The 23,166-nt window shown below is 68.9% G+C and carries 19 protein-coding genes; 9 read left to right on the forward strand and 10 right to left on the reverse strand.

The annotated features are described in order from the left end of the window. Nucleotides 1-79 precede the first annotated feature (79 nt). The 5 genes from C3E87_RS08875 to C3E87_RS08895 form a co-directional block, all read right to left on the reverse strand. Complete coding sequence (locus tag C3E87_RS08875; protein WP_076061783.1) at nucleotides 80-1,156, reverse strand: NADH:flavin oxidoreductase; 1,077 nt, start codon at nucleotides 1,154-1,156, stop codon at nucleotides 80-82. Between the two features lie 111 nt (nucleotides 1,157-1,267). Beyond that, a complete protein-coding gene (locus C3E87_RS08880; protein ID WP_076061785.1) occupies nucleotides 1,268-1,957 on the reverse strand; it encodes a response regulator transcription factor in 690 nt (229 codons plus the stop codon). Continuing rightward, complete coding sequence (locus C3E87_RS08885) at nucleotides 1,954-3,165, reverse strand: sensor histidine kinase (protein ID WP_076061787.1); 1,212 nt, start codon at nucleotides 3,163-3,165, stop codon at nucleotides 1,954-1,956. Before C3E87_RS08885 ends, C3E87_RS08880 begins: the two co-directional genes overlap by 4 nt. Beyond that, nucleotides 3,162-4,004 (reverse strand): ABC transporter permease, encoded by an 843-nt coding sequence (locus C3E87_RS08890; RefSeq protein WP_083665509.1) that lies wholly within the window; start codon nucleotides 4,002-4,004, stop codon nucleotides 3,162-3,164. The genes C3E87_RS08885 and C3E87_RS08890 overlap by 4 nt, the downstream gene beginning before the upstream one ends. Further along, nucleotides 4,001-4,930: an ATP-binding cassette domain-containing protein gene (locus tag C3E87_RS08895; RefSeq protein WP_076061829.1), complete on the reverse strand. Its 930-nt coding sequence runs from the start codon at nucleotides 4,928-4,930 to the stop codon at nucleotides 4,001-4,003. The genes C3E87_RS08890 and C3E87_RS08895 overlap by 4 nt, the downstream gene beginning before the upstream one ends. Nucleotides 4,931-5,206: 276 nt before the next feature. Between C3E87_RS08895 and C3E87_RS08900 the strand changes: the two genes are divergently transcribed. After that, the gene (locus C3E87_RS08900; RefSeq protein WP_076061789.1) at nucleotides 5,207-5,884 is read left to right on the forward strand and encodes a hemolysin III family protein; all 678 of its coding nucleotides are present in this window, start codon (nucleotides 5,207-5,209) and stop codon (nucleotides 5,882-5,884) included. A 63-nt stretch (nucleotides 5,885-5,947) separates the two neighbouring features. Here C3E87_RS08900 and C3E87_RS08905 read toward each other — a convergent pair whose 3' ends face one another. Further along, nucleotides 5,948-6,760: a sugar phosphate nucleotidyltransferase gene (locus tag C3E87_RS08905; RefSeq protein WP_076061791.1), complete on the reverse strand. Its 813-nt coding sequence runs from the start codon at nucleotides 6,758-6,760 to the stop codon at nucleotides 5,948-5,950. Between the two features lie 102 nt (nucleotides 6,761-6,862). Between C3E87_RS08905 and C3E87_RS08910 the strand changes: the two genes are divergently transcribed. From C3E87_RS08910 to C3E87_RS08925, 4 genes are all read left to right on the forward strand, one after another. Further along, entirely contained in the window at nucleotides 6,863-7,795 is a 933-nt protein-coding gene (locus tag C3E87_RS08910; protein ID WP_076061793.1) for an AEC family transporter, read from the forward strand. A 225-nt stretch (nucleotides 7,796-8,020) separates the two neighbouring features. Beyond that, entirely contained in the window at nucleotides 8,021-8,422 is a 402-nt protein-coding gene (locus C3E87_RS08915) for a serine hydrolase (RefSeq protein WP_076061795.1), read from the forward strand. Between the two features lie 71 nt (nucleotides 8,423-8,493). Beyond that, entirely contained in the window at nucleotides 8,494-9,714 is a 1,221-nt protein-coding gene (gene trpB, locus C3E87_RS08920) for a tryptophan synthase subunit beta (RefSeq protein WP_198928262.1), read from the forward strand. A gap of 193 nt (nucleotides 9,715-9,907) precedes the next feature. Further along, complete coding sequence (locus C3E87_RS08925; protein WP_076061797.1) at nucleotides 9,908-11,842, forward strand: acyl-CoA dehydrogenase family protein; 1,935 nt, start codon at nucleotides 9,908-9,910, stop codon at nucleotides 11,840-11,842. A 60-nt stretch (nucleotides 11,843-11,902) separates the two neighbouring features. On the opposite strand, the gene C3E87_RS08930 is transcribed toward C3E87_RS08925, so the two are convergent. From C3E87_RS08930 to C3E87_RS08940, 3 genes are read right to left on the reverse strand one after another with little or no spacing between them, the layout of a single operon-like run. Further along, nucleotides 11,903-12,796 (reverse strand): carbohydrate ABC transporter permease, encoded by an 894-nt coding sequence (locus C3E87_RS08930; protein ID WP_083665515.1) that lies wholly within the window; start codon nucleotides 12,794-12,796, stop codon nucleotides 11,903-11,905. A 5-nt stretch (nucleotides 12,797-12,801) separates the two neighbouring features. Further along, nucleotides 12,802-13,782: a carbohydrate ABC transporter permease gene (locus C3E87_RS08935; RefSeq protein ID WP_083665511.1), complete on the reverse strand. Its 981-nt coding sequence runs from the start codon at nucleotides 13,780-13,782 to the stop codon at nucleotides 12,802-12,804. Further along, nucleotides 13,779-15,101 (reverse strand): extracellular solute-binding protein, encoded by a 1,323-nt coding sequence (locus C3E87_RS08940; protein ID WP_076061799.1) that lies wholly within the window; start codon nucleotides 15,099-15,101, stop codon nucleotides 13,779-13,781. Before C3E87_RS08940 ends, C3E87_RS08935 begins: the two co-directional genes overlap by 4 nt. A gap of 317 nt (nucleotides 15,102-15,418) precedes the next feature. Here C3E87_RS08940 and C3E87_RS08945 point away from each other — a divergent pair, with 317 nt between their 5' ends. From C3E87_RS08945 to C3E87_RS08960, 4 genes are read left to right on the forward strand one after another with little or no spacing between them, the layout of a single operon-like run. Next, nucleotides 15,419-16,174: a DeoR/GlpR family DNA-binding transcription regulator gene (locus tag C3E87_RS08945; RefSeq protein ID WP_076061801.1), complete on the forward strand. Its 756-nt coding sequence runs from the start codon at nucleotides 15,419-15,421 to the stop codon at nucleotides 16,172-16,174. Continuing rightward, the gene (locus C3E87_RS08950; RefSeq protein WP_076061803.1) at nucleotides 16,171-17,559 is read left to right on the forward strand and encodes a 6-phospho-beta-glucosidase; all 1,389 of its coding nucleotides are present in this window, start codon (nucleotides 16,171-16,173) and stop codon (nucleotides 17,557-17,559) included. Before C3E87_RS08945 ends, C3E87_RS08950 begins: the two co-directional genes overlap by 4 nt. Further along, nucleotides 17,559-20,675 carry a glycoside hydrolase family 38 C-terminal domain-containing protein gene (locus tag C3E87_RS08955; protein ID WP_076061805.1) on the forward strand — a complete coding sequence of 1,039 codons (3,117 nt, stop codon included), beginning with the start codon at nucleotides 17,559-17,561 and terminating at the stop codon, nucleotides 20,673-20,675. Before C3E87_RS08950 ends, C3E87_RS08955 begins: the two co-directional genes overlap by 1 nt. Continuing rightward, complete coding sequence (locus C3E87_RS08960; RefSeq protein ID WP_076061807.1) at nucleotides 20,672-21,688, forward strand: alkaline phosphatase family protein; 1,017 nt, start codon at nucleotides 20,672-20,674, stop codon at nucleotides 21,686-21,688. The genes C3E87_RS08955 and C3E87_RS08960 overlap by 4 nt, the downstream gene beginning before the upstream one ends. Before the next feature lie 7 nt (nucleotides 21,689-21,695). On the opposite strand, the gene C3E87_RS08965 is transcribed toward C3E87_RS08960, so the two are convergent. Continuing rightward, a complete protein-coding gene (locus C3E87_RS08965; protein ID WP_076061809.1) occupies nucleotides 21,696-23,081 on the reverse strand; it encodes a metallophosphoesterase in 1,386 nt (461 codons plus the stop codon). Nucleotides 23,082-23,166 lie beyond the last annotated feature (85 nt).

Here is a 23,166-nt window from a genome sequence, read left to right on the forward strand (position 1 = left end):
CCGTGCGGCGTGTCGGCCGGGGTGACGGGGTGAGGTTCAGCGCCTCAGCTCGGCCGGGGTGGCCTCGCTATGCCCTGATTCAGCCCGCGACCAGGTGCGGCCACCCGGTCGAGAAGTAGTCGACGAACGCCTCGCCCACGCAGTTGTCGCGCAGGACGTCCTTCGTCACCGGGAAGGCGGGCCCAGGGTAGTCGGGGTCCGCCAGGATCCGCTCCGCGATCCGCTGGTCGGCCACAGCCGCCCGGCCGATGGTGACGAAATCGGCGCCCGTGGCCAGCGCCGCCACGGCGGCCGGTCCGCTGCCCACTTTGCCGGCGACCCCCAGGCGGGTGGAGCCGCGGGGGAGATCGATGAAGTGGCTGAGCAAGGGCGCCGCCCCTGGCTCGGCATCCTCGGGGAGCTTCGTGACGTCCCACAGGGACAGTTCCAAGTGGTCGAGGTTGCCCTCGGACATGAGTTGGGTGCTGAGCTCCGCCATCTCGGCGGTGTCGAGACCTAGTCGTTCGGTGGAGATCCGCAGCCCCAGGTGGAAGTCAGACGACGTGGCCGCCCGGATCGCCGCGATGGCCTCGCGGATGATGCGCGCCTTTCCCTCCAGGTCACCGCCATAACCGTCGTCGCGGACGTTGCGTGAACTCAGGAACTCGCAGAGCAGGTAGCCATGGGCGCCGTGGAGTTGCACCCCGTGGAAGCCGGCGCGTTCGGCGCGGACGGCGGCGGCGGCGAAGTCGTCGACGGCTCGTCGCACCTCGTCGGTGGTCAGTGCACGCGCGCCGTGGTCGGCGTCTGCGTAGGGTCCGACGCGCTCCTCACCGGAGGCTGAGGGGGTGGCCTGTGTACCGCCGTGATGGAGCTGGACAATCGCGGCGGTCCCCGTATCGCGGAGGCCATCAGCCAGCCGGGTGAGGCCGGGGAGGTGCGCGTCGTCGCTGATCCCCAACTGCCCCTGCCACGCCTTCCCGGCGAGCGCGACGTAGGCCGCGGCGGTCATCGTCATGCCGAAGCCGTGCCTCCCGCGCGCGAGCAGCCACCGGATCTCGTCGTCCGAGAGGGTGCCGTCGGGATGGGACTGCTTGTTCGTCAAGGGGGCCAGCGCCAGTCGGTTGCGCCAAGCAGGCCCGTGTGGAAAGACGAGGGGATCGGAGAGCTGTGTCACTCACACGAGGTTACTTCGTCTCGGCTGGCGCTTTCCCCTAGGGGCAAACGCGAGAGACACCTGCTGAAGCGGGGTGCCGTCCACGACCCTCGGGCGATGCGGGCAGCGGCCTCAGCCCCCGACGTTGACGACGCCCAACTCGTAGGCGCGGATGACGGCTTGGACGCGGGTGGCCAGCTCCAACTTGGCAAGGATGCGACCGAAGTGCGCCTTGACGGTGGACTCACTGAGATACAGGCTGTGCGCGATGTCCGCGTTGGTGAGGCCCTGCCCCACAAGGACGAACACTTCGCGCTCGCGGTCGGTCAGCACAGCGAGTTCCTGCTCGGCCTCGCTTCGGTCAGCGCCGGACAGGTGCGGCACCGCGACCTCGATCAGCTTCGCGGTGATCCGCGGAGAGACCACCGCGTCGCCGGCCATAACCGTGCGCACCGCCGCTACGAGTTCGGCCGGCCGGGTGTTTTTCAGCAGGAACCCGGCGGCACCGGCCTGCAGCGCGCCGAAGGCGAAGTCGTCGCGATCATAGGTTGTCAGCACCAGCACACGGGTGCTTGGCAGTGTCGCGGTCAGGTAGGTGGTGGCCTCGATGCCGCCCATGCCGGGCATGCGGACGTCCATGAGTACCACGTCGGGGGAGAGCCGCCGGGCCGTGCGCAGGGCCTCCTCGCCATCGGAGGCTTCGCCGACGACCTCGATGTCGGGTTGCGCCTCGAGCACGAGCCTCAGTCCGTACCGGACCAGTTCCTGATCGTCGACCAGCAGAACACGGATGGTCGCCGCTGTGGCGGAGCCCTCGGTCATCGTTCCTCCATCGGCAGTCGGACATCCACCCGCCAGCCCCCACCGGCGCGGGGACCCGCGTTCACGCGACCATCGTAGAAGGCCGCCCGCTCCCGAATACCCAATAGCCCGCGCCCTGGTTCCGTGTCTGCCTGGACGGGGGCCGATGTGTCCTCGATGAGGACCGTCACCGCGTCATCGTCGTGCACCACCCGCACCAGTACGTCGCGTACCTCGCGTGCATGTCGGAGCACGTTGGTGAGCGACTCCTGCGCGACCCGGTAAACGGTGAGGCCGACGACGGCCCCAGCGTCAGGGTCTCCCTGAAGTTCCAGGCGGACCGGAAGGCCGGCGGCCCTGAACTCGTCCACCAGGGCGGGCAGGTGCTCAACGCTCAGCGAAGACGGCAGCGTCGCCTGGGGTGAGCCGTCGTCATCACGCACCGCCCCCAGCAGGCGGCGGACCTCCCCGAGGGTGCGCCGTCCGGTCTCGGCGACCCGCCCGATCGCGCGGAGCGACTCCTCCGGCCGCGACGAGGCCGCGGCGTGGGCGCCGTCGGCCAGCGCGATCATCACGGACAGACTGTGGGCGATGACGTCGTGCATCTCGCGCGCGATGCGCTCGCGCTCCTGAGCACGCGCAATGCTGGCCTGCTGGTCGCGTTCCCGCCTCATCTGCTCCGCTTGCTCCACAAGGGCAGCGATGTGGCGACGTCGATGGCCGACGTTGATGCCGATGAGGACGGTGATCAGGGCGGCTGCGACGAAGACGGTAGTTGCGCTGAGCCAGTCCGTGGGCCAATCCTGCGGGTCGACGCGTGGGGCCAGGCCCAGCAGAGGGGGGCCGAACCGCACCCGGAACGACAGGATGAGCGCGCCCAGCGCGCCGGCCGTCGCCGCGAGGCCGAATGCTCCCCACGCCCGTCGAGTGGTCCGCGTGGCGCCGACCTCGTACAGGGCGGGCAGGACCAGCACGGCCTCTGCGCCACTGCCCCAGCCCGCCGTCAGTGGCAGGGCGGCCAGCGTCGCCGCGAAGGCGACCGCAGGGCGGCGACGCCGGGTCAGGACGGTCGCGATGCCACCCGCGCCGAGGAGCAGGATCGGCGCGAGCGGCGTCCTCAACGGCGACTCGAGAGACAGGTACGCGAGGAAGAGGGCGAGCACGGCGTAACCGGTCAGTATGGCCAGATCGCTGCAGTCAGGCCGGTAGCGCTCGGCGCGGTCATTCATGCGTCGCGCCTCTGCAGGGCAACCGCCCCCCCGGCCAGGGCCAGAGCCGCCCAGGCTGCCACCAATAGCCAGCCGGCTGCAGTACTGATGTGGCCACCCCAGACGTCGAGGAAGGGGCCTCCCGGGGTGCCGACCCGCGCCATCGCGTCGCCGGCATTGCCGAGCAGTGCCACGCGTGCAACACGGGAAAACAAGTTGAACGGCAGCGCCGAGGCCAGGATCGGCCCCAGAAGGGTGGCCGTGAACACGACTACGGCACCGATCGTCGTGGACCGCACGAGCATTCCGATGCCCACACCGAACACCGCGCAGAGCCCGAGGTACACCGCGGAGCCCAGCAGCGCGAGGAGGACGCCGGGCGCGGTCAGAGGGGCATGGAGTCCGTGCTCCGCATACAGGGGGTAGGTCGCCAGCCAGGCCCCGAAGACGGTCGTCAGGGCGACTCCGGTCACCGCGAGGAACGCGACTATCGCCTTGGCCCACAACACCCGCACCCTCGTGGGCACGGCCATGAGCGTGGTCTGGATCGACCCGGATGAATATTCGGCGCCCACGGACGAGACCCCGGCGATGCCTGCGATGATCTGGCCGAGAATGACCATCGGGAGGGTGACGTCACCGATGGTGCGTTCGACCGACGCGACCGACGGCACCCCGGAAGACTCGAGGGTGAGGCCGAGGAAGAGGCTGCCTCCCAGCCCCACGGCCAGGATGCCGCCGAGGGCGAGGAACGTCGACGGCAGGCTCAGCAACTTGATCCACTCCGAGCGCAGGGCGTCGCGGAAGGCCGGGCGGCGGACAGCGGGATCGGCGCGTCGCGTCGTAAGCGCGGTGGTCATGATCGGGCTCCTTCTCCTGCGGTGGAGACCGCACGGTACTCGGCGGCCTCCGCCGTGAGGGTCAAGTATGCGTCCTCGAGGGAGCCTTCGGTGGAGGTGAGTTCGTGAAGGACCACCCCCGCGGCCGAGGCGGCCTCGGCCACCTCTTCGGCGGTCAGCCCTGAGATCTCGACCGCACCGTCTGGGGTGGGCGTGACGGTCACGGCCTGGGCCGCGACGGCGGCACTCAACCGCTCTACGTCGCGTGTGCGGGCCCTGACGACTGTGCGGGTCGCACCGGAGATGACCTCGCGTATCGGGGCGTCGGCCAAGATCTTGCCGCGGCCGATCACAATGAGGTGATCGGCGGTCTGCGTCATCTCTCCCATCAGATGCGAGGAGAGCAGCACCGTTCGGCCCTCGGCTGCCAAACGACGCAGGAGCGCCCGGATCCAGAGGATTCCCTCAGGGTCGAGGCCGTTGACAGGCTCGTCAAGGATGACGGTCCCAGGGTCGCCAAGCAGCGCCGCAGCGATACCCAGACGCTGGCCCATGCCCAGCGAGAAACTCCCCACGCGCTTGTCAGCCACCGATTCCAGACCGGCGAGTTCGATGACCTCCCGGACCCGGTGTTTCCCGATGCGGTGGGTGGCGGCGAGACCGAGCAGGTGCTTGTAGGCGGTGCGGCTGGGGTGCGCCGCCCGGGCGTCCAGGAGCGCGCCCACCTCGTGGAGCGGTGACTGCAGGTTCCGGTAGGCAGTTTCGTTGATCGTGGCCGTTCCCCCGGACGGTCGGTCGAGCCCCACGATCATCCTCATCGTCGTCGACTTCCCTGCACCGTTGGGGCCCAGGAAGCCGGTCACCCGGCCCGGCCGGACGGTGAAGTCGATCCGGTCGACCGCCACCTTCTGGCCGTACCGTTTGGTCAGGTTGTGCACTTCAATCATGTAGCGCCTTTCGTTCATTTCCGACGCTACGTGACGACCCCCGACGGGCTCGTTGTCCTGCAGTCCCCTCATCCTGAGAGGGGCAGTACCCAGGTCCACATCATGGATCCGTTTCAGGCGCTCGCCCAAGAGCCGCCGCGACAGCAGCACCCCGACCCCGCCCTGTGTCACGTCGCTGTGGCGTGAGCCAATGTCCGGCTCAGGCTAACGGTCGAAGGTAAACTCCCATCCGAGACGGACCTGCCGCAGGCATGGCCGCGCGTCGGAAGGCGGCTTGTGGAAAGCATCAGCAGAAGCCGGGACGGCAGCGTCCATGTGACGGACGAGCGGTTCAACACCCTCTCGCACCTCGTGGCCTTCTGCTTCTCAGTGATGGGAACGGTGCTGCTCGTCTCCCAGGCCGTCGCTCAGGCCGAACCTTGGAAGATCGTCGGTTTCAGCATCTACGGCCTGTCCCTCATGACGCTTTTCGCGGCGAGCACACTCCACCACGGGATTGATCGTGGGCCCCGGATGAATGAGGCGTTGCGGACGCTCGACTACGCATCCGTCTTCGTCCTCATCGCTGGCACGGTCACCCCCTTGGTGCTGGTGCTCGCGCGCAACGCGTTCGGGTGGGCCGTGTTCGGCGCGGTGTGGGGCGTCGCGATCATGGGCGTCGTCCTTCGCTCCGTCTGGCGCCGGCTTCCGAAGTACATCACCAACACCCTCTACATCACGCTGGGCTGGATGACCGTCGCGCTGCTGGGAGCTGACGTCTCGCTCCCGCCGCTGGCACTCTTCCTCCTAGCGGCGGGCGGGCTTGTGTACAGCGCGGGCTTCGTGATCTACGTGATCGAACGGCCCAACCCGTGGCCCGGCCGGTTCGGCTTCCATGAGATCTGGCACGTGCTCGTAGGCTTAGCGGCGCTCCTGCATTTCCTCTTGATGTACGTCTTCGTCCTCCCTGCCTGATTCGAAGGAGTGACGGCGTCGAGCGGCCACGCACTCGGACCAAGGGCGCAGAAGCGCTCAGCCCTAGCCGATGCTCCCGCGGCTCTCGCGCGGCGGTTGCGCGGCTGGGCTCCCCGGCCGGCAGTCCACCGTGAGCCCACCGTCGGCGCGGACGGCCTGCCGCAGCACCTCGTCGGCCCCCACCGTGCAAGCCGGCCAGACGACGCTGTCGATCAGCGTGCCCTCAACGACGGCCCCGTCGCCCACCACGCTGCGGCCGCCGTTGGCCAGCAGGTTCGCCCGGAGGTAGTCGGCCGGCGTGCCGCAGTCGACGACGTCGCCGCGCACGCGCACGAACTCGAGTTCGCCGCGCTCGAACGCTGGCCCCCACACCAGCGGGTACAGGGCCGCGAAGCGATCCGGCAGGGCCGCCACGTAACGGTGGGGCAGCAGGCTGACTCCGACGAAGCGCCACGGCCCGAAGTCCGCCGGGCCGTCGCCGGCTTCCGCCACCAGGAGCCTCGGGTACTCGCCCGACCAGCCGGCAACGAGCTCGGACAGGTCGTCGGTCAGCCAGCTGTCGGAGTTGTGCAGCAGCACGTCGGCGTCCCCGATCCAGCCGGCAAGGTGGCCCAGCGCGCCGGCGCTGCCGAGCAACTCCGCCTCGTGCGACACGGTGACCCCCGTGCCTTGCAGGTAGGAGTCGATCTGGCCGGCGAGGTGGTAGGCGTTGACGGCCGTCCGGGAGACATGGGGGCGCACCCGGTCGAGCGCCCAGTCGAGCAGGGGCCGGTTCCCCACCGGGCACAGCGGCTTGGGCCGCAGGTCGGTGAGCGGTCGGAGCCGGCGCCCCTCGCCGGCGGCCAGCACCACACCCAGCAGTTCACGCTTCGTCACGCCGGCCATTCTGCCCGCCGCCGAGACGAGCCGCCAGGATGGGGAAGGGTAAGGTCCACACGAGCCGGGCAGTCGCGGTTTGCGGGGGGCGAAGGGAGGAGCATGGCGGAGGTGCTGGCGGTTGTCATGCCGCTGTACGTGCTGATCCTGCTGGGGCTGCTGGCCAGCAGGGCCGAGGCGTTCGGGAAGGCCGACGTCGGCCTGAACTCCTTCGTGTACTGGTTCGCGCTGCCGGCGTTCCTGTTCGACGCGATCGTGAAGGCCCCGTCGGGCGCCGGGCTTCCCGTTTCCCTGTTCCTGGTGGCGTTCGTCGTCACCCTCGGCTTCTCGGCCCTGGTCTACCTCGCCTCGCGTTTGGCCGGGCTCCGGCCGATCGCGGGCAGGCTGTCGCTGGCGGCGGGCTACGGCAACGTGGGCTACTTCGCATTCCCACTCATCCTGAGCGTCCTCGGGCCGCGGGCCGCGCTGCCGATGGCGTTGACGTCCATGGTGCACAACCTGATCTTCATGGTGGGTTACCCGGCGTTGGCGACGGCGGGGAAACCCCAGCCGGGGCGGCTGCGGCGGGCGCTGCTGAAGGCGGGCCCGCTCAACCCCGCGGTCATCTCCGTGGTGGCCGCGCTCATCGTGCGCGGCCTCGGGCTGGAACTGCCCGAGATGGTGGCCGTCCCGGTCACGCTGCTGGCGCAGGCCGTGATCCCGGTCGCACTCTTCGCCATCGGCCTGTCGCTCGGCCCGGCCGTCAAGCAGGTGTGGACCCGTGGTTCGTCCCTGGTGGCGATCGTGTCGGTTGCCATGGCGAAGCTCCTGGTCCTGCCGCTCCTGACGTGGGCGGCGGCCAAGCTGTTCGTTCCAGACCCCACGGGCCTGCTCACCGCGGTCTTGGTGCTGCTCGCCGCCATGCCCACCGGCGCGACCACGTTCACCCTGTCGCAGGAGTTCGACGGCGACGGGCACCTGGTCGCCGCCGTCGTGGCGGTCTCGACGCTCTTGGCGCTCGTGACCGTCTCGGCCTTCAGCGTCCTGGTGGTGTAGAGCCGGAGACCCCCGGCTCCGGTGTCTCGCCGTAAGAATCCCAGTCGCCGAAGGCCGGCCGGGCCCGCCAGTGGCCCGACACGTCGAGGTCGCGGTACCTCGAGATCCGTGCGTCCGGCATCGGCTTGACCACCTCGTGGCAGGTGGCATTCGTAACGACGCACCCGGTCATGGCAGGCGGGTCCGAGGGTTTCCACCGAGGGTCCGACTCTGAAAGGATCAAGCATGGTGATTGATCCCACCGCATTCGACGCCGCCGTCACCCGCCAGTCGTTCACCGGCGTCGTGACGGTCGACGTCGGCGACCAACGGGTCTTCGAGCGCTGCGAGGGTTTCCTCAACCGGGCTCTCGACGTGCCGATGACACCCCGAGCGCGGATCGCCATCGCCAGCGGGAGCAAGAGCTTCACTGCTCTGGCGGTGATGCGGCTCGTCGAGGACGGCGCCGTGCAGCTGGGGCAGACGACCTGCATCGGTTCTGGCGCGCGCGAAGATTCTCGGGCTCAACGGTGGCTGGGACCTGCTCACCCAGTAGCTGGAAGAGGAGTCCCGCACCGACGAGCTCCTGAACAAGATCGCCGAGACGGAAGCAAACGCGAAGGCGAAGCAGCAGGCCTGACCTCGTGAGCCGCCCGGCACGCCCCTTCGCTGGCGTGCCGGGCGGTTCTCGTTGGGAGCACGGCACTAAGGTCGACCGTGTGAGTAGCTCAGATGGATTCTTTGGTCAGTACGGTGGACGGTTCGTGCCACCCCAGCTCGAAACCCCCCTCGCCGAGGTGGCCGAGGCGTACCAGGAGGCCATCAAGGACCCGGCCTTCCTCGCCGAGTACGAGGCCCTATTGACGGACTACGTCGGCCGGCCGTCCCCGTTGTTCAAGGCGCAGCGCCTCAGCGAGGAACTGGGTGGGGCCGCCATCTACCTCAAGCGCGAGGACCTCAACCACACCGGCGCCCACAAGATCAACCATTGCCTCGGCGAGGCGCTCCTCGCCAAGCGGATGGGCAAGAAGAAGCTCCTCGCCGAAACGGGCGCAGGCCAGCATGGGGTTGCCCTGGCGACCGCCGCGGCGCTGGTCGGGCTTGAGTGCGAGATCCACATGGGGTCCATCGACATCGCCAAGCAGCACCCCAACGTCGTGCGGATGGAGCTGCTCGGCGCCAAGGTGGTTCCTGTCACCAGCGGCGGGGCGTGCCTGAAGGACGCCGTCGACTCGGCCTTCGGAGTCTTCGCCGCGGACTACCACGACACCTTCTTCGCCATCGGATCCGTCGTGGGCCCCCACCCGTACCCGACCATGGTGCGCGACTTCCAGTCGATCGTCGGGCGCGAGGCCCGGGAGCAGATCCTGGCGAAGGAGGGCCGCCTGCCCGACGCCGTGATCGCGTGCGTGGGCGGCGGGTCCAATGCCATCGGGATCTTCAGCGGCTTCCTCGACGACACGGACGTGCGCATCTACGGCGTCGAGCCCGCGGGCCGCGATCTGGGTACTGTGGGAGAGCACGCCGCCACCATGACCCTGGGGTCAGACGGCATGCTGCACGGCATGAAGACCGTGATCCTGCAGGATGAGGCCGGCGAACCGACGGCGGTGCACTCGATCGCCTCCGGCCTCGACTACCCGGGCGTCGGACCGGAGCACGCCCACCTCCGGCAGACCGGCCGGGTCGACTACGTGCATGCCTCCGACGACGAGACGTTGGAGGCCTTCAAGCTCCTGTGCCGCACGGAGGGCATCATCCCCGCGCTGGAGTCGAGCCACGCGCTCGCGCACGCCATCCGCATCGCCCCGTCGATGGGTGCCGACCAGATCATCCTGGTGAACCTGTCCGGGCGTGGCGACAAGGACATCGACTACGTCGCCGAGAGACTGGCGGAGCGCGCGAACGACGCTGGACTGGAGTCCACACTAGAAGCCTGAGCGGAGCGCGGGGGAAACCGGGGGCCGGCGACTATGCGGGTCTGGCTCCCGGTGGTCCCATCTTCCAGCCTCCAGCGACTGTCCAGGCTTCCACCTCCCTGCGCGGCTCCGCCGGCTCGCGCACGCATCAGTTCGACTACCCACGGGAATGACCGCCCGGGCGTATCGTGGGAGGACGTTCCTGGAGGGCATCATGAGCACCACGACTCACCCCACAACCGCGCCCGCCCAAGGCCCCAGCGCACGCGAGGCCCGCACCGTCGCGGAGGCGGCACGACAGACCGAGTGGACCAAACCCAGCTTCGGCAAGGAGCTCTTCCTCGGAAGGCTGCGGCTCGACCTCATCGAGCCCTGGCCCACGCCCAGCGCGGCGGCCCGCGCGAAGGGCGAGAGCTACCTCACCCGAGTCGATGAGGTGTGCCGCCGCATCGACGGAGCCCGGATCGAGCGCGAGGCACGCGTCCCAGACGAGACCTTCGCCGAGCTGGCCGAGATCGGTGCCTTCGGGATGAAGGTCCCGGAGTCGCAGGGCGGTCAGGGTCTCACGCAGTACTACTTCAACAAGGCGCTGACGCTCATCGGCTCGGCCAGCCCCGCAGTGTCCGCGATGCTCTCAGCCCACCAATCCATCGGGGTACCGCAGCCGGTCAAGATGTTCGGCACCGCCTCCCAACAGGAGGCGTACCTGCCGCGGGTGGCGGCGGGTGAGGTTTCCGCATTCCTCCTGACCGAGCCCGACGTCGGATCGGATCCCGCGCGGCTTGCCACAACGGCCACGCCCGACGGCGACTTCTACGTCCTCGACGGGCTGAAGCTGTGGGCCACCAACGGCACGATCGCCAGCCTGTTCATCGTGCTGGCCCGCGTCCCGGCAACCCCCGGTAGCAGGGGCGGCATCACGGCCTTCGTCGTAGAGGCGGACTCACCGGGGATCACCGTCGAGCGCCGCAACGCCTTCGTCGGGCTCCGCGGCATAGAGAACGCGCTCATCCGGTTCCACCAGGTGCGGGTGCCTGCCGCCAACGTCGTGGGCCAGGTGGGCAAGGGCCTGAAGATCGCCCTGGCCACGCTCAACACCGGCCGCTTGTCGCTGCCGGCAATGTGCGTGGGCGCGGCGAAGTGGTCGCTCCACGTGGCACGCGGTTGGGCCGGGGAGCGTGTGCAGTGGGGCAGCCGGGTGGGCGACCACGAGGCCGTCGCCACCAAGATCGCGTTCATCGCCGCCAGCACCTATGGCATGGAGTCGATGCTGGACCTTGCCAGCATGATGGCCGACGACGACTCCAACGACATCAGGATCGAGGCCGCGCTGGTCAAGCTCTACGCCTCCGAGATGGCCTGGCGCATCATCGACGACCTCGTCCAGATCCGCGGCGGCCGCGGCTACGAGACGGCCGACTCGTTGGCGGCTCGCGGCGAGCGCCCCGCCGCGGTGGAGCAGCTCATGCGCGACATCCGCATCAACCGGATCTTCGAGGGTTCCACCGAGATCATGCACCTCCTCATCGCCCGCGAGGCCGTCGACGTCCACCTCGAGGTGGCAGGCGAGATCATCGACCCCGAGGCTTCGACGCGTGCCCGCGCGGAGGCGCTGGCGCGAGCGTCGGCGTTCTATGCCAAGTGGCTGCCGATGCTTGTCGTCGGTGCGGGCACCGTTCCCGGCTCCTTCCGTGAGCACGGGCCGTTGGCCGAACACCTACGCTATGTGGAGCGAGCCGCCAGGCGCCTCGCCCGGGGGGTCTTCGCCGGGATGGCGCGCTGGCAGGGAAGGTTGGAGCATCGGCAGGCCTACCTGGGCCGGATCGTCGACATCGGTGCAGAACTGTTCGCCATGTCCGCCTCCTGCGTGCGCGCCACGGCCGAGAAGGAGAACAACCCCGAGGGCGTCGAACTCGCCGGGGCATTCTGTGAGCAGGCGCGGGTGCGGGTGGACGCGTTGTTCGGCGCGCTGTGGCACAACTCCGACCGCAGCGACCGTCACCTCGCCCGCCGTGTGCTCGACGGGCACCACACGGGTCTGGAGGACGGCGTCGTGCATGTGGCCGACGACCTTCCATGGGTCGCGGCATGGGAGCCGGGGCCGGCCGCGGTGCCCGACGTCCGCAGACGGATCCCGGGCCGTCCCTGAAACGGGACGACGGCGCGCCCACCGCCCAGGGTGGACACGCCGTCGCGTCTGTGGAGAGGGTCAGCCCTTGACTGCGCCCTCGGTGATGCCGGCCATGAACTGCTTGGCGCCCAGCGCGAAGATCAGCAGCAGGGGCACCACCGCTATCAGCGACGAGGCCATGAGCATGCCGTAATCGGTGCCGTGGGCGGTCTTCAGTTGGCTGAGGGCCACTTGGAGCGTCAACTTGCTGGGGTCGTTCAGCACGATCAGCGGCCACATGAAGTCGTTCCAGGAACCGATGAAGGTGAACATGCCCAGGAAGGCCAGTGCGGGACGGATGGTGGGGAGGCACACGTGCCAGTACTGCCGCAGGAACCCCGTCCCGTCGAGCGTGGCGGCCTCGAGGAGTTCCGACGGCAGCGCATTGACGGTGTACTGCCGCAACCAGAAGACGCCGAACGCGCTGGCAAGAGACGGGAAGATCAGGGCCTTGAGGTCGCCAACCCAGCCCAGCTTGCTCATGAAGAGGAACTGGGGGATGGTCGCCAGTTGGGAGGGCAGCAGGAACGTCGCCAGCACGATGGCGAACAGCGCGTTCCTCCCTGGGAAGCTGAACTTGGCGAAGGCGAACGCGGCCAGCGAAGAGACCAGCAGCACCAGCACGGTCACGCTCGTGGCCACCACCAGCGTGTTCGACATGGCGCCCCAGATGTTGATGCGCTCCATGATCGACCCGTAGTTCGTGGCGAGCTTGTCGCCCGGCGTCATCACCGGCGGGTACTGGTAGATCACGGCCGACTCGTTCGTCGACAGGACGAACATCCAGTAGAAGGGGAACAGCGAAACCAGGGCGCCCGCGAGGAGCGCGAGGTGCCGCAGCACGGCGCCGCGCCGCGACAGGGGCCGGCGTCGGCGTCGGCTGGTTTCGATCGCTGCTCCCGCCAGCGCCGCGGGCACGGCGCGTTCGTTCATGGAACTCACCGCACACCCCTCACTTTGCGCTCGCGGGTCACGAGCCAGTTGATGGCGGAGAAGAACATCACCACGACGAAGACGCCCCAGGCAATGGTGGCGCCGTAGCCGTACCGGTTCTCCTGGAACGCGACCGAGTAGAAGTACAGGACCATGGTCAAACCCGAGTTGCCCACCCCGCCGGCGGAGGCGGCACCGGAGGACAGCGACGACGTCAGGACCTGTGCCTCGGTAAAGCTCTGGAGGGAGCCGATTGTCGACATCAGCGTGATGAACAAGACGATCGACCTCAGTTGCGGCAGCGTGATGTGGAAGAACGTGCGCCAACCGTTGGCGCCGTCGATGGCTGCAGACTCGTACTGCGTCTTGTCGATGGCTTGGAGGCCGGCGAGGATCAGCAGCGCGTTGTACCCGACGAACGACCACGTGGTCAGCGCCGAGATGGCGATCTTGATGCCCCACTCGTTCTGGAGCCAGGCGACGTTCTCGAAGCCGAACAGGTTAACCACCGCGTTGGCGAGCCCGAACTGGCTGGAGAACAGCGAGCTGAACAGGATGCCCATCGCCACCATGGACGTCACGTTCGGGATCAGGTAGATCACGCGGTACGTCGTGGAGAAGCGCAGCGTCGAGTTCAGCATGAGCGCGACGATCGTGGCGATCGTCAGCGTGGGCACCGTGCCCATGATCCAGAGCACGACGGTGTTGCCGAGCGCCTTGAAGAAGAGCGGGTCCGAGATCAGATATCCGAAGTTCTCGAAGCCGATGAAGTGGAGGTCTCCGAGGCCGGACCAGTTGGTGAAGGCCAGGGCCATGGTGAACACCATGGGCATGGCGCCGAACAGAAGGAACAGGATGAAGTATGGGGATACCGCACCGTATTGAGGCAGCGACTTCTTGACGCGCTGCCAGGTCGACAACGTGCGATAGCTGTCGACCGGCGGGGAGACCTGGGCATCTCCCCGCCGAGCCGCAGTCACGCTCATTTCACCGTCAGGCCCACCTGCTGCGCGAGGCGCTTGGCAGCGGTCACGGCGTCGTCCCACGCCTTGTTCGGATCCTTGCCGGAGGACTCGACGAGGTCCATCTCGGCGTAGAACGGGGCGTTGACGGTGCCCTCGTTGGGATCCTCGAAGCGGGGCAGGATGGTCTCTGCCGCCTTGCCGAAGACCTCCGCGGCAACCTGGCCACCGAGGAACTCGACGGGGCCAGCGACCTCGGGCATCTCGAAGGACGCCGGGGTGGCCGGGAAGTTGCCCTTGTCCTCGAACTCGTAGGCCTGGTTCTGCGCGTTGAGCAGGAACTTGATGACCTCGAACGACTTCGCCGGATCAGCCGCCCCCTCGGGAATGGCGAGGAAGGAACCGCCGTTGTTGTAGGCCTCGCCCGGGTGCTCGCACACGTGCCACTTGCCGGCGGTCTCCGGGGCGTCGACCATGAGGTCGGACAGGTGCCAGGACGCGCCGAAGTCGGCGGGCAGGCGGCCCTCGTTCACGGCTGCGGCGGTGTCGGCGCTGTTCGACTGCAAGGTGGCCACGATGCCGGCGTCGAGCGCCTTCACCGCAGTGTCCCAGGCGTTGCGGATGTGCTCCTGGTCGCCGATGAAGACGCCGGCCTCGTCGATGAAGCCCTTCCCGGTCTGCGCCCACGCGACGTCGAAGAGGCCGCCCGCGTTGCGGATGAGGTAGGTGTCGGGCTTGGCGGCCAGCAGCTTCTTGCCGAGTTCGATGTACTCGTCCCAGGTGCGGATCGAGGCGGCGAGCTCCTCCGGGTCCGACGGCAGGCCGGCCTCCTCGAAGATGTCGAAGCGGTAGAACAGGGCGGTGGGTCCGACGTCGATCGGGATGCCGAGCTGCTTGCCGTCCGCGGCGGTGGCCTGGTTCCACTTGTATTCGAGGTAGTCGCCCTTGATGTCGGCCGCACCCACGGTGTTGAGGTCGACGAAGAACTTGGCCTGGCTCTTGAAGAACGCGATGTCCTCACCCTTGACGCCGGTGATGTCCGGCAGGCCGGAGCCGGCGGTGAAGGTGGTGGTGAGCTTCTGCTTGAAGTCGCCGCCGATGACGTCCTGCCGGAGCTTGTACTGGGGGAACTCTGAAGCCACTGCCGCCAGGGCCTTCTCGCCGAAGCCCTCGGGCCAGGTCCAGAGGATCAGGTTGGTGGTCTCCGCTGCGGCGGATCCGCCGCTGGTCGGGGTGGAACCGGTCTGCGGCGCGGCCGTCGAGCAGCCGACGAGGCCGCCGAGTGCCAGGAATCCGAATCCTGCCGCTCCACCCTGGAGGATGGATCGTCGTGAAACCGTCATGGTCTCTCCTACTTCGTGATGGGGGATCGCTGGTGGCCCAGCCACGTGCGGTGAAGTCGATCAAATATGTGCAGGTGGATCAAGGCGGACGCCCGTGTCCCGTGGGTCCCGAAGCGTCGCCTCGCACCCGTGGTGAGCCGGCTGCTCATCGGAGTAGTACACGGACATATGGTTTTGACTAGGGATTCTGCACATCGTGGATCTTCCTCGACCGTCGTTGTGCGCCCCAATGTACAACAAAACGGCAGCGTGTGAAGAATCCTGATCAAAATGTTCATAAACGAGCAAGTTGGCGAGTTCTGGGGTAGGTTGTCGCTGTGCTGAAATCTGCCCGCCATGACGCCCTGCTCCGCCTCCTCCATGCCCGCGGCCCGGTCGCGGTGACAGAGGTCGCCGGACATCTGGGCGCGAGCCCGGCCACCGTCCGGCGAGACATCGCGGAGATGGAGGAACAGGGCCTGGTGGAGCGCACCTGGGGAGGGGTCCAGCTCCAGCGCGAGATCGACGATCCGTTCCAGGAGGCGCTGGGCAGGCGCGGCGCCAGCAAGCAGCGCATCGGGGCCGCAGCGGCTGCACTCATCCCGGACGGGGCGACCGTCATCCTCGACATCGGCACGACGGCGCACTACGTGGCGCTGGCCATGGAGGCGACAGACGTGACGGTGCTCACCGCCTCGCTGCCCACGTTCGAGCACTTCCGCGCCACCCAGAAGGCGGACATCGTCCTGCTCGGTGGGCGGTGGTCCGAGCAGTACCAGTGCCTGACCGGTGTCCAGGTTTCCGACGCCCTCGCCCGCCAGCACGCCGACCTCGCGTTCCTCGGTTGCTCGGGCATCGCCGACTCCGGCAGGATCCGCGACACCTCGTACGCGCAGAGCGACGTGAAGCGTGCCATCAGGGCTGCGTCCTCGAAGGCCTACCTCCTCGCCGATGCGGACAAGTTCCCCGGCAAGGGCGGCAGTTCCCCCTTCGACATCGATGAGCTCGACGGGCTCATCACCGACGCCCACCAGATCGCGCCGTCCCTGACGGAACGGTGCGCATCCCACAACATCGAGATCAGGACAGTATGAAGCTCACCATCCTCGGCGGCGGCGGTTTCCGCGTGCCGCTGGTCTACAAGGCCCTTCTTGCGGACGAGGCGCCGGAACGCGTCACGCAACTGCGCCTCTACGACACCGACGCCGCCCGGCTGCAGGCCATCACGCGCGTGCTCCGCGAGCTCTCCGCGTCGTCCGACGCTGCGCCTGAGGTGATGAGCACGACGGACCTGCGCGAGGCCATCAGCGACACGGACTTCATCTTCTCGGCCGTCCGGGTGGGCGGCACGGCGGGCCGCGCCCTCGACGAACAGATCTCCCTCAGCCACGGGGTGATCGGCCAGGAAACGGTGGGTGCCGGCGGCATCTCCTATGCGCTGCGGGGCATCCCTGCGGTGCTGGAGATCGTCAGTGCCATCCAACAGTTCGCGCCGGAGGCCTGGGTGATCAACTTCACCAATCCGGCCGGCGTGATCACGGAGGTCATGCAGCGGCACCTCGGGGAGCGCGTCATCGGGATCTGCGACTCGCCGGTGGGCATGGTCCGCAGGATCATCGACGTCCTGAAGCGCGCCGGTCTCGTGGCGCCCGACGTGGCCCTCATGAATGCCGGGAGCGACAGGATCAAGATCCGTTATGCCGGGCTGAACCACCTGGGGTGGCTGACCGGTCTCGAGGTCGACGGCGTGGATGTGCTGCCTCGGCTGTTCGAACGCCCCGACCTGATCGAGAGCTTCGAGGAGGGCCGCCTCTTCGGCGCGGAACTCGTCCAGGCGCTGCGCGCCGTGCCGAACGAGTACCTGCACTACTACTACTTCTCCCGGGAAGACCTCACCATCGACAGCGGCACGGACCAGACCCGGGGACGTTTCCTGCTGAAGCAGCAGCGAGGGTTCTACGAGTCGCTGGGCATCGAGCAGTCGAGCGCCTACGACCTGTGGGAACGCACCCGCCTCGAACGGGAGGTCACCTACATGGCGACCAACCGGGAAGCCGCAGGAAACTTCGAGCGCGATGACGCCGATCTCGAGACCGGGGGGTACGACAAGGTGGCGCTGGCCATCATGCACGCGATCGCCAACGACGTGCCGGCCGAGCTGATCCTCAACGTCGCCAACAACGGCATCCTCCCTGACCTGAGCGACTCGTCAGTCATCGAGATCCCCTGTCGGGTGGACGGTAACGGCGTCGTGCCGCTGCCGGGCGCGATGGTGCCCGAGCACGGCCGCGGCATGGTGGTCAACGCGAAGTACGTGGAGCAGCGCACCATCGACGCCGCCGTCAACAAGTCACGCCCTGATGCGTTGCTGGCGCTCACCCACCACCCCCTGGTGGATTCGTTCCGCGTGGCGGAGGAGCTCCTCGACGACCTCGTTGCCAACTTCGACGACCTGTCCTACCTCAAGGAGAACGCCTGATGCACGACAACCGCGAGCTGGTCGAGGAACGCCTGGAGCGCCTGCGCGAGCGGGTCGCGGGCGGCGTCTACCGCGTCGTCGCCCCGCTGGACGTCACGGCGTGGCGGGTCCCGGGCGAACCGGTGCCCTTCGAGGAGGCGGCCGCTGCGCAGTACGAACCGTTCCCTGTCGACACCCTCTGGGGGCCGGCCTGGTCCACCTGGTGGTTGAAGGTCCGCGGCGCTGTGCCCGCCGACGACGCCAAGGGGCGGCTCGAACTGCGCATCGACCTGGGGTTCGTCGGCGACTGGGCAGGCAACCAGTCCGAGGGCATGGTCTACACGACGGACGGCTGGCCGTTGAAGGCGGTCAACCCCATGAACCGCACGGTGCCCCTCACCTTCGGCTCGCTCGCGGAGCAGAGGAACCTCGTCGGTGACGACGGAACCCTGGAACTCATGGTCGAGGCTGCCTCGAACCCGGACATGACGCTCAAGCTCGGCCAGTCGACGCAGGAGGGGGACATCCTGACCCGCTCTGACCGACCCGTGTGGCGGTTCGGCGGCGCCGAGGTGGTCGAACGCGACGACGAGGTGTGGGGTCTCCACCTCGACCTCGACGTGCTCGACGGCCTGATGCGGCAGTTGCCGGTGGATTCCACCTGGCGCGCCGTGCTCCTGCGGGGTCTCGAGGAGGCCGCGGACGTCGTCGACGCGGACGGGGTGGCCGCCGGCGCCAGCCGGGCGCGGGAGATCCTGAAACCCCTGCTGACGAGCGGGGCCGCAGGCTCGGCCCAGCACATGACCGCCATCGGTCACGCCCACATCGACACCGCCTGGCTCTGGCCCATCCGCGAGACCCGGCGCAAGATCGTGCGCACCTTCAGCAACGTCGTCGCGCTGGCCGACGAGTACCCGGACTTCCACTTCGCGAACTCCGCGCCCCAGCACCACGCCTGGGTGAAGGAGGATTCGCCGGAGGTGTACGGGCGCGTCCGCGACGCCATCGACCGCGGCCAATGGCATTTCGTCGGCGGGATGTGGGTCGAGCCCGACGCCATGATGCCCAGCGGCGAGTCTTTGGTGCGCCAGTTCACCTCCGGTCTGCGGTTCATGAAGGACGAATTCGGCGTGACCACCGACTGCCTCTGGCTGCCGGATTCGTTCGGTTACAACGGGCAACTGCCCCAGATCGCGCGCCTTGCGGGCATGCGGTGGTTCTTCACCCAGAAGCTGTCCTGGAACCGTACGAACAAGCTGCCCCATCACACCTTCTGGTGGGAAGGCATCGACGGCACCCGCATCTGGACGCATTTCCCGCCGTGCGACTCGTACGACTCAATCGTCAGCGCCGAGGAGGTGCTGGGGGCGGAGCGCAACTTCAAGGAGAAGGGCCGCGCGACGCATTCCATGCTCCCGTACGGCTACGGGGACGGTGGGGGAGGGCCGGTGCGCGAGATGGTCGAGCGGGTCCGCCGCTTCGCCGATCTCGAAGGAGCCCCCGTCGTGTCCCACGGCTCCCCGGACGAGTTCGCACAGGCGGCCCGGGCCGAGTACGACCCTGCTGTCTGGTCCGGCGAGCTGTACCTCGAGTTCCATCGGGGCATCTTCACGTCGCTGATGGCCCTCAAGCAGGGCAACCGCCGCAGTGAAGCCGCGCTCCAGGCGACCGAATGGCTGGCGACCCTCGCCGCACGCTCGGGGCACGACTACCCGCATGAGAAGCTCGAGGAGCTGTGGCGCCGCGTCCTGGTGCTCCAGTTCCACGACATCCTGCCCGGCAGCAGCACGGGCTGGGTCAACCGCGAAGCCATCGCCGAATACGACGCCATCCTGGCGGAGATCGACGAACTGCTCCACGCCGCATGGGCGCACCTCCGCGGCGAGGGCGGACGCTCTGTCGTCAACCCCTCCGACGTGAGCCGTACGGAAGTGGTGGCGGTGGGCGACGAGCTTCGGCTGGTCTCGGTGGCGCCGCTCTCGGCCAGCGTGCTGGCCCCGGACGTCGGCCTCCCTGAGCAGGTGGCTCCGGTGACCGTGACCCACGAGCAGGGACGGATTGTGCTGGGCAACGGGCTGGTCCGCGTCGTCATCGAACCGGATGGGACCCTGAGTTCCGTGCTCGACCTGGGCGCCGAGCGAGAGGTGCTGCCGGCCGGCCAGCGGGCCAACGTGCTGCGCCTGCACCCTGACCACCCCAGCTGCTTCGACGCCTGGGAGTTGGAGGCGCAGTACCTGAGGTCGTCGCAGGACCTCACCGCGGTGGAGACCATCGAGGTCGTCGCCGATTCCGAGCTGCGTGCCACGGTGCACGTGACGCGTCGCTTCGGCGGGTCCCGGGTCACGCAGGCGATCTCGCTGGATGCTGGTTCGGCCGCAGTCGACTTCGTCGCCGATGTGGACTGGCGCGAGCGGGAGAAGCTGCTCAAGGTGGCGTTCCCGCTCGACGTGCGCGCCACCCATTCCGCGGCGGAGATCCAGTTCGGTCACATCGAACGCCCCATCCACGTCAACACCTCCTGGGACCACGCGAGGTTCGAGACGGTTGGCCACCGCTGGCTGTGGCTCCGGGAGCCTGGCTACGGCGTCACGCTCAGCACCAACGGCGGCTACGGGCACGACGTCGTCCCCGCCGGCGGCTCGGAGCACGCCCCCACGGGCGGCGTCGAGGCCCGACTCAGTCTCCTGCGGGCGCCCAACTCGCCTGACCCGGCGGCGGACGCGGGCCGGCACACGCTGCGCTACAGCCTCACCGTCGGGACGGATCTTGCAGCGTCGCATCAGGCGGGGATTCGCCTCAACCAGCCGCTGAGGGTGCTCGACGGGTCCGTCGAGCTGCCCCCACTGGTGTCGCTGACGCCCGTCGACGACCAGTCGTGGGCGGTGCTCGACGCGATCAAGCCCGCCTTCGACGGCTCAGGCGACCTGATCGTGCGGCTGCACGAAGCGGCGGGCGCCCGCAGCAGGCTGACGCTGGATCTCGCGCTGCCCGCGGCGACCATCACCGAAGTCGACCTGCTGGAGGCACCCGTCGAAGAGGCCACCCAGCAACTGCCCGCCGGTGCGGCGGCCGACACCGTCACGCTGCGGCTTCACCCGTTCCAGATCCTCACCCTCCGGGTTCGGACGAGCGCATGAAGCTGCTCCTGATCTGCATCGACGGCGTCCGAGTCGACCTCGCACTTCCGGGCGCCGTCGCGGGGGACCCGGGCTTCGCCGCTCCCGACCATCCCGCCGAGGACCGCTTCAGCACCGGCGGTGAGGACAACACGACCGACGTCGGCGCGGCCGCCGCCGCGGGTCCGCTCATGCCGACGCTGGCGCGCCTCATGGCGGACGCGGGCCACTCGCACGGGCGGATCCTGCCCATGTGGATGACTCCGCCGACGGATTCCGGCCCTGGCTGGGCCTCCATCCTCACGGGCTCCACCCACGAACAGTGCAACGTCTGGTGGAACGAGTTCGTCGGCCACGACCTTGCCCGCCGGCCGGACATCCTCTCCAGGATCTACTTCGCCAACCCGGCGGCCCGGACCATGGCCGCCGCCACCTGGGACGCGTTCGTGAAGTCCCCCGGCCCCATCCTCCAGACCCGCGCAGACCAGCAGCGCACCGGTCAGCACCAGGTGTTCCACCCCGGGACCCAGGAGGGGATCGCCGCAGCAGACGCCGCGGTGGCCAGCTGGGCGGCCTGGCGCCTGCTGCACGAAGGTCCGGACGCCTCGGTGGTGTACTTCGAGGGCGTGGACGCGGCCGGGCACGCACACGGTGCAGACTCGCACGAGTACCGTGCAGCCCTGCGCCAGGCCGACGAATGGACGCGGCACCTCGTGAAGGCGGTGTCGGAGCGCCATGAACAGCTGGGCGAGGACTGGCTGATCGCGGTCACCACCGACCACGGCCACAAGCCGCACGGCGGCCACGGAGAAGACGAGGTGGAGGTGCGCCGCAGTTTCCTCATCACGCACCGGGTGGGCGGCCGCCTGCCCGGGGTCCTGGCGGCCCCGTCGGTGTTGCGGAGCGAGGACGTCATGTGGCTGCTGCTCAAGGCACTGGGCATCCGTCAGGGCTCGTGGGATGCGGAGGGAGTCGGCGTTCACCGTGGCATCGAGCCCTTGGGCCCCAGCCGGGACCTGTCCTTCGAGTGGTGAGGCGGCCTCAGGCGGCCCACGCCCGCACGCGGCGCACCTCGCCGCGGAACGGGTCGGCCCACTGGCCACCGTATTCTCCGGCGCCGATGCGCCACCGCCAGGTGCCCTGAGCCAGCGGTTCTCCGAGGTGGGCATCAACCCGCCCCACCGCGTCGCCGTCGACCCACATCCCGGGCTCCGGCCCGTTGGCCACGACGATGCTCACCTGGGCCCCCGGTGCGTACTCGTGTGAGTTCGCCCAGGTCTCGCCGCCGCGCGTGAAGGCCATCCACCCGAGGAAGTTCTCCGACGACAGGCTCACGGCCGCGAGGGGCTCGGCCGAGCCCCCAGGAGCCTCGCCCAGCCGGGCCAGCAGCACCTGCCAGCCGTCCTGCATCGCGGCAGGGAGCGTCGCGTCGACCTGCAGCACAAAGCGTCCGGGCAGGGTCAGGTCGAACTCCGTCTCGCCGTCGGGCCGCAGATCGGCCACGAGGCGCAGGCCGTCGGACTGCCACGGTGTCTCACGCCCGCCGAGGGTCTCCGGGAGCGCGAAGCAGAACTGGTCATCTGCGCCGCTGAGGGCCAGGCGTCGGCGCGCCTCCACCGAGCGCGCGATGGCGGGCAGGCCGGCCGCGGGGCACAACGAGACCACCTGGCACACGCCGCGGCGCGGGTCGAACTCGTAGATCCGCGCCGCCCCCGCCCCGCCGAACGGCAGTTCCTGGTAGTTGACGGCGTGGTACTCGCGCCCGGGGGTGGTCACGCGGGTGCTGGGCCACTCGTGGCCGCCGAGCACGAGGAACGCCTGGGGATGGTGCGCGAGCAGTGCCCGGACCCGGTCGCCGTGGGTGGTCAGCGCCCCCCGCGAGGCGGCCTCGTGGCTCACCACCACGGTCGGCAGGTGGGCGTGCGCCGCCAGCACGTCGTCGGCCCAGCGCCAGCCGTTCTCCGACGGGCGCCAATCCAGGGCCAGGACGCCCAGCTCGATGTCGTCTGCGGCCGTGACCACCCGCCACGAGGAGTAACCACCCGGCCCGTGGTGGAGCGCGTGCGCGTGGGTGCCAGGCAGCAGGGCGGAGCCTGCGCCGAACGTGTCTCCGAAGGGCGTGGGCCCGCGAGTGTCGTCGGAATGGTGGGCCACGTCGTGGTTGCCCGTCGCGATGGTCATGCCCGGTCGCCCGAACAGGGCGGCCCCGTCCGCGAGGGCGAACTGCGCGGCGTCGACCTCCTCGGGCCAGCCGTGCTCGGTCACGTCACCTACGTGGATGATGTGCCGGACGGGGGCGACGGTGCCGCGGTCGACCATTGCGTGCACGTGGTGGAAGGTTTCCGCCAGGAACTCCGGCCGGCGGCGTTGCCCGTCGAAGAGATACTGGGTGTCGCCGAGCACCAACAGTGAGAACGCGGAGCTCACCTCGCGTCCAGCACTTCGCGCAGGCGCCCGGCCCGGGGATCAGCGTTCTGCGCCAATCGCGCCCGCAACTGCGGGAGGGTGGGCG

The organism is Tessaracoccus sp. ZS01 (genome assembly GCF_022342445.1).
Lineage (GTDB): Bacteria > Actinomycetota > Actinomycetes > Propionibacteriales > Propionibacteriaceae > Arachnia.

What these genes read in the sequence shown, in the direction of transcription:
- C3E87_RS08885 (WP_076061787.1), bottom strand. Translation starts at nt 3,165, where the DNA reads ATGAATGACCGCGCCGAGCGCTACCGGCCTGACTGCAGCGATCTGGCC.
- C3E87_RS08930 (WP_083665515.1), bottom strand. Translation starts at nt 12,796, where the DNA reads ATGAACGAACGCGCCGTGCCCGCGGCGCTGGCGGGAGCAGCGATCGAA.
- C3E87_RS08880 (WP_076061785.1), bottom strand. Translation starts at nt 1,957, where the DNA reads ATGACCGAGGGCTCCGCCACAGCGGCGACCATCCGTGTTCTGCTGGTC.
- C3E87_RS08925 (WP_076061797.1), top strand. Translation starts at nt 9,908, where the DNA reads ATGAGCACCACGACTCACCCCACAACCGCGCCCGCCCAAGGCCCCAGC.
- C3E87_RS08950 (WP_076061803.1), top strand. Translation starts at nt 16,171, where the DNA reads ATGAAGCTCACCATCCTCGGCGGCGGCGGTTTCCGCGTGCCGCTGGTC.
- C3E87_RS08955 (WP_076061805.1), top strand. Translation starts at nt 17,559, where the DNA reads ATGCACGACAACCGCGAGCTGGTCGAGGAACGCCTGGAGCGCCTGCGC.
- C3E87_RS08915 (WP_076061795.1), top strand. Translation starts at nt 8,021, where the DNA reads ATGGTGATTGATCCCACCGCATTCGACGCCGCCGTCACCCGCCAGTCG.
- C3E87_RS08890 (WP_083665509.1), bottom strand. Translation starts at nt 4,004, where the DNA reads ATGACCACCGCGCTTACGACGCGACGCGCCGATCCCGCTGTCCGCCGC.
- C3E87_RS08960 (WP_076061807.1), top strand. Translation starts at nt 20,672, where the DNA reads ATGAAGCTGCTCCTGATCTGCATCGACGGCGTCCGAGTCGACCTCGCA.
- C3E87_RS08940 (WP_076061799.1), bottom strand. Translation starts at nt 15,101, where the DNA reads ATGACGGTTTCACGACGATCCATCCTCCAGGGTGGAGCGGCAGGATTC.
- C3E87_RS08910 (WP_076061793.1), top strand. Translation starts at nt 6,863, where the DNA reads ATGGCGGAGGTGCTGGCGGTTGTCATGCCGCTGTACGTGCTGATCCTG.
- C3E87_RS08935 (WP_083665511.1), bottom strand. Translation starts at nt 13,782, where the DNA reads ATGAGCGTGACTGCGGCTCGGCGGGGAGATGCCCAGGTCTCCCCGCCG.
- C3E87_RS08895 (WP_076061829.1), bottom strand. Translation starts at nt 4,930, where the DNA reads ATGATTGAAGTGCACAACCTGACCAAACGGTACGGCCAGAAGGTGGCG.